This is a genomic window from Tissierella sp. QWL-11 (genome assembly GCF_058683765.1).
Genome location: NZ_CM178750.1, coordinates 438,419 through 453,867, shown reverse-complemented (window position 1 = coordinate 453,867; position 15,449 = coordinate 438,419). Strand labels below are relative to the sequence as shown.

Here is a 15,449-nt window from a genome sequence, read left to right as displayed (position 1 = left end):
ACAGCATATACGATTTTGTTCTTATCCTCTGATAATTTTTCAAATTCTATCTCTTTTATTTCTGAATTATCATAACTTTCATGTATCCTCCCCTCCTTTTACCATATCTTTCAAACTATAATATCATCTTTCTATCATGAATATAGTAAACATTTCTATTTTCATCTAATATGAATTTGCCTTTGAGTTTTGAATTCATATAAGTTGTAATAATAGTAGGAAAACCGTAATAGTCTTGATTTTGATCCATATTTTTAATGATTCCATCTGAATTAAAAACAGTCTTATCACCTATCTCAGCTTGAATATTATCTATAATTTTAGTAGTTATAAATACTGTTAGATCTTCTTCATCTTCTAAAAAATCATTTAACATATCTTCTGCTATAATTAATTCCTCTTCTATTGTACCTATCTTTTTATTGTCAAGAAATTTAGTAGCAGATACTATTATTAAAACTGTAAATATAGGTATGCCAATTAAAAGTATCATATTTATTATTTTTTGTTTAAATAAATTAGTATTCTTCAATCCTATCCACACCTTTAATATTTTTTATAATCCTAATGCTCCCCCTCTTTCAAATCCTAAATGGATAACAAGTTCTGTAGAATTTGGTCCTAGGATTAGAGAGGTGATATTTTCACCCATAACTACAATTGAAAGTCTAATTGCAAAAGACACTGGCTAAAAACACTGGCTCTTGTTTAAGTTTAAATTCGTATGAATCTATTATGGTCCAGCTTCCATAATTCCAAATTTTTTATTGATTAAATCTATACTAATTATATAATTATCATAAAATATAGCATTTCCTATCAAACCATCAGCTTGGATTAATTTAAAATTAAAATTCTCTAATCCAGATGGTTCATAAAAGATTAATGGCTTTTCTATACTTATATCTCCAATTTCCCAACCATTCTCTGATCTAGCTCCTTTAAGTTGTACTATATCCCCCCAAGAAGGAACCTCTAATGATTTAATATCATTAGGATCTTTAACATTAGTTAAGTTAGTCCAAGTCTCTTTATTCGTAACAATGTCAAAAATACTGGCTCCCGTATCATAAAACAAAGATAAATTTTCATCTCCAATTTTAGACATTAAATATATTTTATTGTTTTTATATTTCATATTTAAAAAATAACTATTTTCTTTAATATCTCTTGGAATACTTTTTCGATTATTAAGTATAGTAAATTTTTCTTCTGGAAAATTTATAATAAGTATCTTATTTTTAAAAAAATCAAGACCTAGGCTTCCAATTAATTTATATTCAGCCTCCTTTAATTCTTGCAATGTATTACCATAGTCTTGTAATAATCCAAAAGATCCATATTCAAACTCATATTTTCCCAAGTTTCCATCTATAGACACTATAGATGGTTTCTGATCTTTTTGTCTTTTTATGATATAGCTAGGATCTATATCATAAAAAGAATTTCCATATAAAACTGAAGAAGCTCCTGTATCTAATTGTAAATAATATTCCACTTCTATATCTTTAAATCTAAAAGGAATCAATAGCCCAACTTTATCATAATATTCTTCTCCAATAGTACTTCCTAACCATACAAACTCATTCCACTCTACTTCTTGAATAGGTTCATTATCAAATAATAAAAACACAGCGACGAAAAATATTGCTATAATTAAAATATACTTTTTCATAGTCATACATCCCCTAAATACAAATTATATAATAGCCTACCATACTATTTTTCGGTTAATGGCACTTTTATATCGTATGTATCATTTTTATCCAACTATTCTACAATGAATTCTTCTGTTGATGGCATACCATCCCAAATATATCCATCAGAACGATAATATTCCCTTTCTACAGAACCATTCTTTTTTATATAATCTATAACAAAAACTTGCCCTGTGTCTATGGACATTGGGTAATTGTTATAAGGCAATACATTAGCTGTCTTCTCCTTATCCTTAAAATATTCATAAGCATTTTCTAAACGCCAAAATTTTCTATATGAGTAATCCTTAAATCCTGTCAAATCTTGTTTACCAAAATAAGAAGCTTCATAATCCTTTTCATTGATTGTAATCTTTTCAACTCTAAGTGGTTCAATTTCTTTAGCTAACCAAGATAAGTCTTCAGCATATATATTGTCTCCATAACGTTCTTTTAGTTGATTTGCCATACTAGGAGTGGACTTAGATCTATAAGCCATAGCATCAAAATCTGTATGAGCTGCCCCGTAAATCCCCATAATATCCTGGTTTTCTAATTTATCAAATTCACGGATAAAGTTTTCCACCATCTTGTTTTCACGATATTCATCATCAGAGTGCTTATAGTAATATTCACCTTGTTCAATGGATTCTTGTGCCAATAAATATTTATCAGTGTTCTCTAATTTATTTTCCTCAAGATACTTCAAAAATCTTTCTCCAGTAGTATGATATTGGTGCCCCACATCCGTACCGTGGAAAATAGTTTCGGGATACTTCTCTTTTATTTTTTCATAAAATTCTTTAGTATAGGGATTATATGCAGCTGTCCCTTTTAAATCCTTATATAACTCTTCCACAATATCATCATTATCCGACTGCATCCAAAAGTTCAAAAACTCAGCAGAATAGTAGGGCATTTCAATAAATAAATGTCGCATATTTTCATTATGATAGTATGTATCCCATAATTCTAATTCCTTTTGCAATATTTTTTCAACACCATGTTGTTCCCCATATAGGTGAATCTGTCCCGTTGATTTAACTGAAGAAATATTTGTCTCTACTGTTGTTGTATCTTTTGAACAAGCAGCCAACAAGATTGAAATCATTATTCCGATAATAAATGTGTAAATCTTCTTGTTTTTCATAAACTCAGCTCCTAATATTTACTATTTTCTGCTTAAATGAATTATTATCTTTCAATTTCATCAGTACCTTCAATACTTTTTATTATAATTAAATATTTAATATTACTATTATTAAAAACTTTTGATGACAAAGAATTGATTTACAATAATTGTATCAGATAAAGCTTATGTTTTGTTAATAATTGGTTTAAACTGTATTTTTTTGGTGTGAGTGGTAATTTAATTTATAATTTTATATATACTGGGTATTTTATAGATAAAGGGAGGTAATTTAGATGGATTTGATATATGAAAAAGTCACTGATAAATCTTTTAACCAAGCTGTAGAAAGCATAACTAAGGAACTAAAAAAGAGAAAGTTTGGTGTGCTTTGGAAGTTAAATTTTAGAGATAAAATGGCTGAACATGATATTAAATTTAAAAGTAATTTTATGATTCTTGAAGTATGTAATCCCCAAAAGGCCAACGAAGTCTTATCTAAGCATATTGAAGTAGGATATTTTCTTCCATGCAAGATGGTAGTCTATGAAAAAGATGGAAATACTATAATCGGAACAGCAAAACCAGAAAAACTAATGGGAATGATGGGTCATGATGACTTGGGGGATGTGGCTTCTGAAGTTGAAAAGATATTGATAAAATCAGTGGATGCTGCAATCTAAAAAGTATAGGTGATATCACCTATACTTTTTAATTATCAATTAAATACTGTTTTGCTTGTATTTGAGAATTTTCATATATGTTTGAAGTTTATCCCCCTCTATATATCTAGACTTTTAAATATCTTATAGGAAATATTAATTGAAATAAATAAAACTACAATAAGTATCAAAGGTGATACTTTTAATAAAGTCATTAGCTGATTTTTTTCTGGAAAAGCAATTCCTATTTTATTTAAATAAAATATTAAAAGTGAAGGTATGGAGATTACTATAATCATTAACATTCTACTCTTTTCTACTCCGTATTTATATATAAGAGGAAGTAAAGCTGATAAAAATAGCACAGCAATTCCAAAAGTCATATATACACTTATTAAAAATTCTAAACCTGTAAGACCACTTTTAGGAAGTATAATGAAGTATGCAACTGTTGTCGATAATAATAATCCTATAATTGAGAGTAAAATTGATATTATATACTTGCTTAATACTATATCTTTTCTTGATATAGGCATAGTTAAGGCATATACATTCCATTTTGCTTGATTGTCATAAAAAATCAAAGATATAAACTGCATAGTTAAAATAAACACAAACATTCCTACTAAAGAAGTTGGATCCTTAGAATTATAAGCAATTAATGTAAAAAAACCAAGCATTAAAAAACTTGTCTTTAATGTTTTTCTTAAGTTTAAAATATCTTTAATTATTAATCCTTTCATCTTTTTCCCTCCCTATATAAAATAACATTATATCTTCTAAGTTAACAGAGTCTAAAACTAAATCTTTATATTTAATTTCAGCCATTTTCTTATCATCTATTAGCACTTGATATCCAAATTGATTTTTTCTATAGGATACAATATCAGTATCTTCAATTCTATTAAAGTCTTTAGTTGCACATTTAATTATTCCATAACTGTCAATTAACTTATCTCTTCTTTTAGAAAATTCTATTTCACCCTTATGAATAAAAGTAATATAATCTGCTATTTTATCCAAGTCACTGGTTATATGGGTAGAAAATAATATGGATTTATTTTCATCTTGAATAAATTCTAAAAACATACCTAAAACTTCATTTCTAACCATTGGGTCTAATCCAGAAGTTGGCTCATCTAAAATAAGTAATTAAGGGTGGTGGGAAAAAGCTACTGCAATGGATAATTTCATTTTCATTCCCTTTGAAAATTCCTTTACTGTTTTATCTTCTGGAAGTTTAAATCTTTTTAGGTAATCTAAAAATAAATCATTATCCCAGTTTTTATAAATATTTTTCATAATTAGAGAAATCTCCAAAGAATTTAAATCATCGTGAAAATAGCTTTCATCTAAAACTACCCCTATCTTCTCTTTTATCTCTAATTCATTTTCAATATTATTAAGACCAAATACTTCTATACTTCCTCCATCTTTTTTTATAAGATTTAAAATCAATTTAATAGTAGTAGTCTTTCCTGCTCCATTTTCTCCTATTAGGCCCATTATACAGCCTTTAGGTATATTAAAACTTATATCTTTTAGAATGAAATTATTGTATTTCTTCCTTAGACTATTTGCTTTTAAAATATATTCCATTTTTATTCCCCCTCATATAGAGTAGTCAATATATCTACTAATTCTTTTAAAGAGATTCCACTACTCTTTGCGATATCAACACTTCCAGAAAGATATTCTTCAACCCTGCGTAGTTGTTCTTCTTTGACTAATTCTAAGTTCTTCTTAGCTACAAAACTACCTCTCCCTGTAGCTGTTTCAATAAATCCATCTCTTTCTAATTCCTCATAAGCTCTTTTAGTAGTTATGACACTTATTCTTAACTCTTTTGCTAACAATCTCATAGATGGAAGTGCGTCTCCTTCTTTTAAGGCTCCTATCATTATCATGTCCTTTATCTGAGATGCAATTTGTTCATAAATAGGATTTTTATTTGAATTGCTAATAATAATGTCCATGTAATCATCCTTCAGTTTATATATTGTACATATACTATATATACAATATATCAGGTTTAAATATTTATGTCAATAAAAAACATTCCAACATACTGGAATGTTTTTATACTATACTATTTAAATATTTTTTTATCCATTAATTCTAAAAATATAGGTGCTATATTTAATACGATAGATGCAATAGTCAAAATCCATAATAATGTTTCAATATTAGGCACCACATCTAATAAAGCAGCCCAATCCTCCACCTTTACCCAATCGGATACCATACTAAATTCTGAAACAAGGGTCAGTGCTGTGAATGACAATCCCATTGCCATTGCCAATTTATAATCTTTGCCCATTTTATACATATAAAGATTTATAAAAGTTATTATTATCGCAATTACGCCAAATATTAGCCACATTATTATTCCTCCAATGTTATTTTATTTATTACTTTTGCTTTTACCCTTATTTCAAAAGATCAATACTACTGAAATCATATTATTTAAAATCTAATACTAATAATGCCATATAACTAGATCTTGTACATACTTGATATTTCTTAAAATAACTAGAAATATATAATTTCCTTCATTAATTTTCTTTAAGTTTCAATAAATAATGGGTATATCCCTTCAAATCATCTTCTGTTTCTCCAAAAGATATTGTCTCCATAGCAACAAAGATATTATTTTTTGTTATATAGAACATAGGATTTGATAAAATCCCATCTTCCGCATACATAGTATAATGCTTAATTTCGTCAACATCTAATTCTTTTTTGATATCGTCATAATCAAATATAGAACTAAGACCCTCAAAATTCTCAATATCTTTTCGAACTAAATCATCATAATATTTCTCACCATAATCCTCTATTGTAATAAATTCAAAATCTTCTGATGGATTTTCTCCAAATATTCCTGAAGTTTCATAGAAATAACTCTCTCCTATTGAAAATTCTACATCTTTGAAGTTTTCTGTTAACACTTTTAAGTCATTTTCAAATTGTTCTTCACTTATTTCAGAAGATTTGGGCATATATACTACTTCATCAAATTTGTATTCTCCATAAAAATCGACTATATCTAGAAATGTATTATCTACAGGCTCACTAGACGACCCACACCCAATTAAAACTAAAATAAGAATGCTTTGCAAAATAATTATTCCTATAATCTTTTTATTCATTTGCTTTCTCCTCCTTATTATTGCATAAATTATAACTCACCTATTAGATTGATGCAATAAGGGCCTAATAAGATACATACTAAAATCATTCCAAATAATCCTAGTAGTTTTATCTTTTTATTAATTTATCATAATTGAAATTGTGACAAATTAAATTACATAGTTTAATATAATATAGAAAATCATTATAAAAGTTAATTCAGGCAGTCCTTCTACGGACTACCTGAATTTAAAACCTTTAAGGTAAGATAAGGATATTATTGGGTAATATTTATTCTTTCACCATTAATTAATATACTTTTTACTTTTTCAATTTCAATTATATTTCCCCTAAAAACAAGAGTAGATTCAGATTCATAAGTATGAATTGAAGATTGATTTAATTCAATAATATCCCCGTCTATATACTCTACATAAACCACATCACTATCGTTGAAGTTATCTGATATATCTTGATTTAAATGAACAGTGATTCCAATAGGCGACAATGAAACCATATTAACCCTTGTTCTATTACCATTTATATCGATTTCTCTGTCAACTTTAAATTCTGTTGTTATTTTTTCTGGAATTATGAATGAAAATTCCCACTTACCTTCTGTAATCTCTGGCGATTTCATATAGTCAATTGTTAAGGATAAATCATCTAGTTGCTCTGGCTTTGTTATACCACTATAAATAATTTCACTGTATTTATTATGAGGTTCTTTACTGTGTTTTTCATATGCATATTTTTTATCGGTTATAAAGTTAATTCCTACCGTTGAATCATAAACAATTTCTTTTTCCAAATTTACAAGTTTTGCATTAATATAGTAACCGTCAATTAAAGCGACACCACTCAAATTAGCTTTTGCTTGTATATGAAATAATCCATCCACAAATCCAATATTTGAAATTGAAAATATATCAACATTTTCGAATGGAATATCCATCTCATCTGGTTTCAACAATTGGGATCCTTCATACAGATCGTGATTACCACCACCACCACTCTTCCAAACTTCAGTCTGTGAGATTATATTTGGAGTATGCCCTTTAAGTAGTTCATCTATATTAATCCTGTCTTCTGGTAAATCTTCAAGGAATTCCCGTCCAGTTGAAAAACCATTTACCGTAAGTGTTGCACTGCCTTGATGATGGTTTCCTAATGAAGTAATCATTAATGTTGCTGTCTTTGTTTCATTATCATAATCAACTACGCTCAAATTACCACCATATCCCTGACTTAATCCCCAACTTGTAAAATCAAGGTCTTCACCCAGGCGATCGGCTTTTGTATCCGTAACAGTCGCAAAGATACGCAAAGCATTTTCATCATTAATGGCTGAAATTAGTTTAATAACAATTCCGTCATATTCACTTTGTATTGACAAGGGGGCATTACTATTAGGATTTTCATCAACAGCCATTATATCATTTGAGCCCTCTAACGGTTCAATATATGAATCAATATATTCTGAGCTTTCTCCAAAGATAATTCTGTACGCTTTGCTTATATCAATAATCTCAGCGTAGACAAGGGTTGTAGTCAATACCATAACTGCTGCAACTCCAACTAAGGCCCATTTCTTGAATGAAAATTTTCTTTGTTTCATTTTTGCTTTTTGTGCAAATTTATCCTTTATATTTCTTGCGTTATCTTCCGTATATTCAGGGACATATTTTAGCATCATTTCAATTTCCTTATTATCCAGATCCTTATTTAAGTCCTTATTATTCATCAAAAACCCTCCTTTTTTATTAATATCCTTTTCAATCTCAATTTCCCTTGATACAGCGTATTTTCAATTTTCTTTGATGGCAAATCCATTTTTTCTGCTATAATCTTAACCTTTTCATTGTAAAAATATCTTCTTATAATAATTTCTCTATCAGGTTCTTTTAGATTGTCCACTACTTCTAAAATTTTTCTCCTACTTTCCTTTGTAATCATAAATTGAAGAGGATCCTCCTCATCATACGCACTAGAATATTCACAAAATTTCTTAACATTCCCCCTCGTGAGTTTCCTATATTTATCAATTGCGAGATTTTTTCCGACTTTAACTAAAAAAGATTTCAAACTACCTTTTTTATAATCATAAATCTTTGGATTTTCCAATAATCTAATGTAAACATCGCTTATACAATCTTCAATGTCTTCTGAAGAACCCACTTTCTCTAAAATATTCCCCACTACAACCCACAAAAGTTTATTGTACTGCTCCATTATGTAATCAAATATATCTGAATCCTTTTGCTTAAGCTTTTTTGCAATTTCTTCATCCTTCATTTTTCATCATCTCCTTTCAATTGTATCTAAATTAACCGCCTATACATACATAACGGTTGAAATCCAAAAAACACTTAAAAATTATCAATATCTAATTATATAAAAGATTTAAAAACAAATATATGAATATATCAAATTTGATATATTCATATATTTGTTTTTTTATTTGAGTCTTAATCAATTTCTAATTCTGATTATTTTTGTGTTCACTATAGATTTTTATTCCATATCATATTATGACATATGCTAAAAAAGATACTAATATAAGATATAGTACCAGTAATGCCCCTTCAAGCACATAAGTCATTGCAATCCGAATTTCTAAAATAATCATCATAATAGAATAAAGAGAATAAAGAAGTATAGTACAAATAAATTTATTTTGTTTCACTAAGCATTTTTCTACTAATACACATCTAATTTAGACTTAAAACTAAGACAACAACTTTTCTCCAGTAAGATGAATCAATATTGCTCCAATAGGTGCAGTAATAACTATAGATAATACTGCTAATGATAAAATAAGATCTCCTGATTCTACACCTAATGATAATGGTATCGCTCCTATAGCTGCTTGAACTGTGGCCTTTGGTATATAAGCTAGTATACAAAATATCTTTTCCTTTTTATTTAAATTACTTCCAAGTAATGATATAAATACACCTATACTTCTAGCTACCAAACCTAAAAATATGAGTAAGATCCCCTTTCCTCCAGCATCAAGAGCTAAACCAACATTCACCTGTGCACCTACTAAGACAAATAAAAGTATTTCTGCAAACACCCAAATTTTATTTAATTTAACAGATATTCTCTTTCCTACTTTAGGCATTATTTGAAGTATAATAAATCCTATAGTCATAACCCCTAAAAGTCCTGCTATTTCAACTTTTGACTTAAGTAAATCTTCAAGTCCTGTAAGCAGTATACCTGCACCTATTATATATAGAACCTTTTTTGTATCTCTAATATGATAATTCTTGAAGACTTTCACCAAGATTATACCTAGTATTCCTCCTAATAATATTCCAAGTAAAATTGACACTGGAATACTTAGTATTTTTATTCCTATATTTATATTTGACCCACCATATATTCCTAAAAATGTGGAAAAAATGGTAATAGCTACTACATCATCTACAGATGCACCTGCAAGTATCATTGTTGGAACACCTTTTTCTTTTCCTAATCCTCTATCTATAAATTCAAGCATAGATGGTACTATAACTGCTGGGGAAACAGCAGCTATAATAAAACCTAAAATACCACCTTGAGAAAAACTAAATTCAAATAATTTCATAGATACAAAAGCTATTAAAAAACCTTCAAGTACTACTGGTATAGTGCTAAGTTTTAGTGCTTTTATTCCTACTTTGTTTAAGTCTTCTTTGCTTATTCCAAATCCAGCCCTAAGAAGTATAACTATAAGTGCAATCTTTCTAAAATCTGCAGATACCATCATCATATCTTCACTTATTATATTGAGACCATAAGGGCCTAATAAGATACCTACTAGAATCATCCCAAGTAATCCTGGTAATTTTATTTTTTTGAATAATGCATTTGCCAAAAGCCCTAATACAGTTATTATCCCTAAACTTGTAGCCATTATATCACTCCTTTTTCATTAAAAACTCCTACAGATACCCTTTATCTGCAGGAGTTTTTATATGTTTTGAAATGAACAAAGTTTCCCCTTTGTTCACTGAGCTCCTTTTAAGTCTAAATGTAGTTCTTTAACTTGCCAATTATGCTCTAAGGATTTTAATTTTTCTTCTATCTTTTCTTGGAAATCATTGTCTTCCTCTTTTACTATATTCATTATAGTAGGGCCTGCACCGCTTAAGATAGAACCTAAGGCACCTATTTCTTCACAAGTTTTAATTATATGGAAATAATCTGGGATTAGTTTCCCCCTATAGTTTTGATGTAGTGCATCATTTACTCCATGTTTTATTAAATGAAACTCTCCATTTACTAGAGAAGATATAAGTAGAGAAACTCTACTTACATTGAATACAGCATCTTTAAAGGGAATAGTTTTAGGTATAACTGCCCTAGCATCACTAGTAGATAAGGTAAAATCTGGTATAAGAGCTATGAACTTAATCCCCTCATGTATATCTACTTTGGTATAGTAAATCTCATCTCCATCCATAATAGACACTACAAGTCCTCCAAAGAGAGCCGGTGCAATATTGTCAGGATGTCCTTCTATTTCAGTTGCTATTTTAAAGATTTCTTCTTTATCCAAAGGGCTTCCAGCAATTAAATTTGCTCCCATAACCCCTGCAATGATACAAGCTGCACTACTTCCAAGTCCTCTAGATATTGGAATATCAGTCTCCATGTCTATTTTTATTCCCTTAGGATTATATCCTATTTTCTCAAAACAATGCATCATAGAAGTATATACTAAATTATTTTCATCTGCAAATTCTGCTTCACAGCCTGTAATTTCAAGCCCACTTTCTATCTCTTCTATATGATAGGTATTATATAAGTCTAAAGCTAATCCAAGAGTATCAAAGCCTGGACCTAAGTTTGCACAGGTAGCAGGAACTTTTATTTTAAACATGCTTTTCACCTACCTGTAAAAATTCTCTTATTTTATCTTTCATACCATCTTTTGTAGAAATGTTTTTATGGATTATTTCTTTATTTTTAAGCTCTTTTATGTTCTTTGGAATTTCTACTCCAGTCTTTTCTCTGATTGCCTCTAGTATTTCAAATTCATCCTTGGCTTTTATATCTATATCTATAGATTTAGCTACTTTCTTTCCAAATTTAAATGGACTAGCTGTTGAAGCTATAACTGTCTTTTTATGGTCTTCAGTCTCACTTTTGTACTTTTCATATACATTGTATGCTACTGCAGTATGGGGATCTATTAGATAATTATCCTTTTTATATAGATCTTTGATAGTCTTTTCTATCTCCTCTTCATTTGAATAGTCTCCATAGAACTCCTGAAGATTTAAATCTACAGAATAAGTCTTTTCCTTATTTAAACTCTCCATTTTTCCCTTTACAGATATATCATCTCCATTACTTAAATAAGATAGCAATCTCTCTAAATTACTTGAGACTAATATATCCATGGATGGAGAAGAAGTAAGGATTAAATCCCTTTTAGTATCATAAGTCTTTGTATGGAAGAAATCTGTAAGTACCTTATTATCATTTGAAGCACAGATTAATCTATCTATTGGCAATCCCATCTTCTTAGCATAGAAAGCTGCAAGTATATTCCCAAAATTTCCTGTTGGGACACTTACATTTATCTTTTCACCTAAAGAAATTTCACCTCTATTTAGAAGTGTAAAATAAGAATAAAAATAGTATACTATTTGTGGTACTAATCTACCTATATTTATAGAGTTTGCAGAAGAAAGAATAAATCCTTCCCCCTCTAATTCTCTTTTAAAGCTCTCATCATTAAATATGTCTTTTACTCCAGTTTGTGCATCATCAAAATTTCCATCAATACCTACTACAAAGGTATTATCACCTTCTTGAGTTTCCATTTGTAACTTTTGGATTTCACTTACTCCATTTTGTGGGTAAAATACTACTATCTTTGTACCTTCTACATTTGAAAAACCTTCAAGAGCTGCTTTTCCCGTATCTCCTGAAGTAGCAGTTAATATAACTACTTCTTTTTCTATATTGTTTATCTTCATACTTTCCTTTAAAAGATAAGGAAGTATAGAAAGTGCCATATCCTTAAAGGCAGAAGTAGGCCCATGATATAGCTCTAAAAATTCAGCATCCCCTGCCTTTTTCAAAGGAACTATTTCTTCCCTAGTAAATTTTTTATCATATGCCTTTTCTATGGAATTTTTTAGAGCCTCTTCTTTAAAATCTGTAAAGAACTCTTTCATTATTATAAAAGCCATTTCTCTATAGTCTTTATCTACTAAAGTATTTAAGTCTATTTTAGGAAAACTCTTAGGTACAAATAATCCACCGTCTTCTGATATCCCTTGTATAATTGCCTGGCTAGGTGTTATCTCTATGTTTTTATCTCTAGTACTTATATATTTCATAGTTTTCTCCTTAATCTAAAATTTTAGCTATAAAGTAATCTTTTTTGTCTATATTTCTTTTTTCTATTATCTTTATAATATCTTTAAAGAAAACTTCTTCTGTAACTATTATAATATCATCTTTAGGAGAAATTATCTTTTTAGCAGCAAAGTTTAATTCTTCTAAAATTCCCTCTTCTTCTGGAACTCTTATATAGTATTGTCCCTTTATATCATTATTTAAGTTTTGTAGTTTTCTATCTCCTAGAGGGTTTGTCTTAAAATGATCATCTTTTATAATATCTATTACATCTGTTAAAACTGCATTTGCTGTAGGAAGTTTTCCAGCTCCTGGTCCATAAAACTTTAATTCTCCTACATTGTCTCCCTTAAATGCTACAGAATTAAAAGCCATATTTACACTAGAAAAATAGTGACTGTTTTTTACTATCATAGGTTCTACAGTTGCAGTAAATCCATCTCCTACCTTTTTTACTTCACCTATTAATTTTACTGTTGAATCTATTTTCTTTATATTTTCTATATCAAGCTTTGTAATACTACTTATCCCTCTTAAAATAATATCTTCTTCTCTAATTTTCCCCTTTAATCCAAGAGTCCCTAGTATTCTTAACTTTCTTAAGGTATCATGACCTTCTACATCTGCAGTAGGATCTGCTTCTGCATATCCTAAATCCTGAGCTATTTTTAAAACTGCTTCATATTCTAAGTCTTCGTCTATCATTCTAGTCAAGATATAGTTACAAGTTCCATTTAAAATTCCTTGTACTTCTTGAATTTCATTTAATACAAGATGATCTTTTAATGGTTTTAATACAGGGATTCCTCCCCCTACACTTGCCTCATATAAAAGAGCCTTTCCTTTTTCATCTGCTAACCCAGAAAGTTCTTCAAAGTATTTTGATACTACTGCCTTATTTGCAGTAACTATATGCTTTCCTTCATTTAAAGCTTTTGTAATATATTCATAGCTCTTTTCCAAATCACCAGTTAATTCAACTACTATATCGATATCCTTGTCCTTTAAAATTTCATCAAAATTATCAGTTAAAACTCCTTCATTTAACTCTACATCTCTTTTTTTATCTTTATTTCTAACTAATATCTTTTTTATATTTATATCTTTTCCCAAAAGGGTTTTCAATTCTTCTCTTTTGCTATTTAGTATTTCTACTACTCCCGTACCTACAGTTCCTAGGCCAAGTATTCCTATATCTATCATGTTTTCATCTCCTATGTATTTTAAATATTTGTACTATTATACATCAATAGCCCAGAGAATTAAAGTGTATTTTCAAAATTAGAATTTATAGATATAAATGTAAATCTAAAAAATACACTTAAAAGCCAAACTTACTAATGACTTTTAAGTGTATTAAAATTATAATTCAAAACTTTAATTTTTAATTATTCTTCTATTTTTAACATACCATCTTCTATACTTACATCCATTTGTAAAACTTCTTCTATAAAGTTTACAGGTACATAAGTTGTAGAATCCTTTAACACTGGAGAAGCTCCAAGTTTTACGATTCTTTTTGCAAAATTATAATTATCTTCTCCAACAGTTCCTTCACCAATTACTACTTTTGTCCATTGAGCTCCTTTAGTAAGTTCTGCTGCTCTATTTTCTGCATCCCAAGTTACTTCATATCCTAAAGTCTCCCCAATTTCTCTTAGAGAAACCATTAATACATTATCTTCATTCTTGTAGATTTCATTTTCCAATACTTTTACTGTTTTTTCTTCATCTTCTTTATCTATTGAAATTTTATCAAATACAGTAATGGCTTCCTCTAATTCTAAATCTTCATCAGTATCATTTAAAACAATAACTGTATGAGGACTAGTTTGAGCTGGTATACTTCTAGTTGTTACACTATAAAAGACTAATAAATCTTCGTCTTTTAAATCTTCTTTTTCTAGTTTTTCTCCATTTTGATCTACAATTATTGTATCATCTTGTATATTTAATTTTAGTTGATTGTCTAAACTTACTAATTCATCGTTAAACTTAGATACCTTAATAGATCTTAAATTTTTATTTTCCCTCACTACTATCCCATCTGGAGTTATTTGAGGTGGCAAGCTCATAGTCATAGGAGTATTTCCCTCATAATAAACTAAAACTTCCATGCCTTCTTTTAGATAATCTTTTTCAACTTTATCCATAGTTTTATCACTTAGAAGAAATACATCTTCATTTATATGAAATATTGTACCTTCTTGAGGATTATCTTTATCTTCCTCTTGTACCCATATAGATATACTGTCTTCCTTATCGTTTACATTTACAATGTGCCCTTCATAAGTAATATATTCATCTAATTCAACTTCATCTAATTCTTGATTTATTAATTTTACCTCTACATTTTCTTCCATATCCTCTGCATTCATTGCTACAGGAGTAAATACCAAAGAAAAAGCCAATAAAAGAGTTGCTACTTTCTTCATTGTACTCATATTGTATCATCCTTTCAATATT

General features: G+C 28.9%; 18 protein-coding genes. 1 reads left to right on the top strand and 17 read right to left on the bottom strand.

All coding sequences use genetic code 11. The features are described from left to right. Window positions 1-115: 115 nt before the first annotated feature. From AC4PG3_RS02115 to AC4PG3_RS02100, 4 genes are all read right to left on the bottom strand, one after another. The gene (locus tag AC4PG3_RS02115; RefSeq protein ID WP_492197434.1) at window positions 116-532 is read right to left on the bottom strand and encodes a hypothetical protein; all 417 of its coding nucleotides are present in this window, start codon (window positions 530-532) and stop codon (window positions 116-118) included. 24 nt (window positions 533-556) lie between these two features. Continuing rightward, window positions 557-685 (bottom strand): hypothetical protein, encoded by a 129-nt coding sequence (locus AC4PG3_RS02110; protein ID WP_492197433.1) that lies wholly within the window; start codon window positions 683-685, stop codon window positions 557-559. 48 nt (window positions 686-733) lie between these two features. Next, entirely contained in the window at window positions 734-1,675 is a 942-nt protein-coding gene (locus tag AC4PG3_RS02105; RefSeq protein WP_492197432.1) for a hypothetical protein, read from the bottom strand. A gap of 95 nt (window positions 1,676-1,770) precedes the next feature. After that, the gene (locus tag AC4PG3_RS02100; protein ID WP_492197431.1) at window positions 1,771-2,847 is read right to left on the bottom strand and encodes a hypothetical protein; all 1,077 of its coding nucleotides are present in this window, start codon (window positions 2,845-2,847) and stop codon (window positions 1,771-1,773) included. A 275-nt stretch (window positions 2,848-3,122) separates the two neighbouring features. Between AC4PG3_RS02100 and AC4PG3_RS02095 the strand changes: the two genes are divergently transcribed. Next, the gene (locus AC4PG3_RS02095; RefSeq protein ID WP_492197430.1) at window positions 3,123-3,509 is read left to right on the top strand and encodes a DUF302 domain-containing protein; all 387 of its coding nucleotides are present in this window, start codon (window positions 3,123-3,125) and stop codon (window positions 3,507-3,509) included. Between the two features lie 98 nt (window positions 3,510-3,607). On the opposite strand, the gene AC4PG3_RS02090 is transcribed toward AC4PG3_RS02095, so the two are convergent. The 13 genes from AC4PG3_RS02090 to AC4PG3_RS02030 all read right to left on the bottom strand — a co-directional run bounded on the left by AC4PG3_RS02090 (window position 3,608) and on the right by AC4PG3_RS02030 (window position 15,427). Next, window positions 3,608-4,231, bottom strand: a complete 624-nt coding sequence (locus AC4PG3_RS02090; protein WP_492197429.1) for an ABC-2 transporter permease — start codon at window positions 4,229-4,231, stop codon at window positions 3,608-3,610. Then, window positions 4,212-4,601: a hypothetical protein gene (locus tag AC4PG3_RS02085; RefSeq protein ID WP_492197428.1), complete on the bottom strand. Its 390-nt coding sequence runs from the start codon at window positions 4,599-4,601 to the stop codon at window positions 4,212-4,214. The genes AC4PG3_RS02090 and AC4PG3_RS02085 overlap by 20 nt, the downstream gene beginning before the upstream one ends. A gap of 39 nt (window positions 4,602-4,640) precedes the next feature. Then, on the bottom strand, window positions 4,641-5,087 hold the full coding sequence (locus tag AC4PG3_RS02080) for an ATP-binding cassette domain-containing protein (protein ID WP_492197427.1): 447 nt from the start codon (window positions 5,085-5,087) through the stop codon (window positions 4,641-4,643). A 2-nt stretch (window positions 5,088-5,089) separates the two neighbouring features. Next, complete coding sequence (locus AC4PG3_RS02075; protein WP_492197426.1) at window positions 5,090-5,464, bottom strand: GntR family transcriptional regulator; 375 nt, start codon at window positions 5,462-5,464, stop codon at window positions 5,090-5,092. A 113-nt stretch (window positions 5,465-5,577) separates the two neighbouring features. Further along, window positions 5,578-5,871: a hypothetical protein gene (locus AC4PG3_RS02070; RefSeq protein WP_492197425.1), complete on the bottom strand. Its 294-nt coding sequence runs from the start codon at window positions 5,869-5,871 to the stop codon at window positions 5,578-5,580. 172 nt (window positions 5,872-6,043) lie between these two features. Next, window positions 6,044-6,640 carry a hypothetical protein gene (locus AC4PG3_RS02065; protein WP_492197424.1) on the bottom strand — a complete coding sequence of 199 codons (597 nt, stop codon included), beginning with the start codon at window positions 6,638-6,640 and terminating at the stop codon, window positions 6,044-6,046. Between the two features lie 257 nt (window positions 6,641-6,897). After that, window positions 6,898-8,364: a hypothetical protein gene (locus tag AC4PG3_RS02060; protein ID WP_492197423.1), complete on the bottom strand. Its 1,467-nt coding sequence runs from the start codon at window positions 8,362-8,364 to the stop codon at window positions 6,898-6,900. Beyond that, on the bottom strand, window positions 8,364-8,915 hold the full coding sequence (locus tag AC4PG3_RS02055) for a sigma-70 family RNA polymerase sigma factor (RefSeq protein WP_492197422.1): 552 nt from the start codon (window positions 8,913-8,915) through the stop codon (window positions 8,364-8,366). Before AC4PG3_RS02055 ends, AC4PG3_RS02060 begins: the two co-directional genes overlap by 1 nt. A gap of 433 nt (window positions 8,916-9,348) precedes the next feature. After that, window positions 9,349-10,524: a cation:proton antiporter gene (locus AC4PG3_RS02050; protein WP_492197421.1), complete on the bottom strand. Its 1,176-nt coding sequence runs from the start codon at window positions 10,522-10,524 to the stop codon at window positions 9,349-9,351. 93 nt (window positions 10,525-10,617) lie between these two features. Continuing rightward, window positions 10,618-11,493 carry a homoserine kinase gene (gene thrB / locus AC4PG3_RS02045; protein WP_492197420.1) on the bottom strand — a complete coding sequence of 292 codons (876 nt, stop codon included), beginning with the start codon at window positions 11,491-11,493 and terminating at the stop codon, window positions 10,618-10,620. Further along, on the bottom strand, window positions 11,486-12,964 hold the full coding sequence (thrC, locus tag AC4PG3_RS02040; protein ID WP_492197419.1) for a threonine synthase: 1,479 nt from the start codon (window positions 12,962-12,964) through the stop codon (window positions 11,486-11,488). Before thrC ends, thrB begins: the two co-directional genes overlap by 8 nt. A gap of 10 nt (window positions 12,965-12,974) precedes the next feature. Beyond that, a complete protein-coding gene (locus AC4PG3_RS02035; RefSeq protein WP_492197418.1) occupies window positions 12,975-14,186 on the bottom strand; it encodes a homoserine dehydrogenase in 1,212 nt (403 codons plus the stop codon). Between the two features lie 185 nt (window positions 14,187-14,371). Next, complete coding sequence (locus tag AC4PG3_RS02030) at window positions 14,372-15,427, bottom strand: copper amine oxidase N-terminal domain-containing protein (RefSeq protein WP_492197417.1); 1,056 nt, start codon at window positions 15,425-15,427, stop codon at window positions 14,372-14,374. Between the last annotated feature and the right edge of the window lie 22 nt (window positions 15,428-15,449).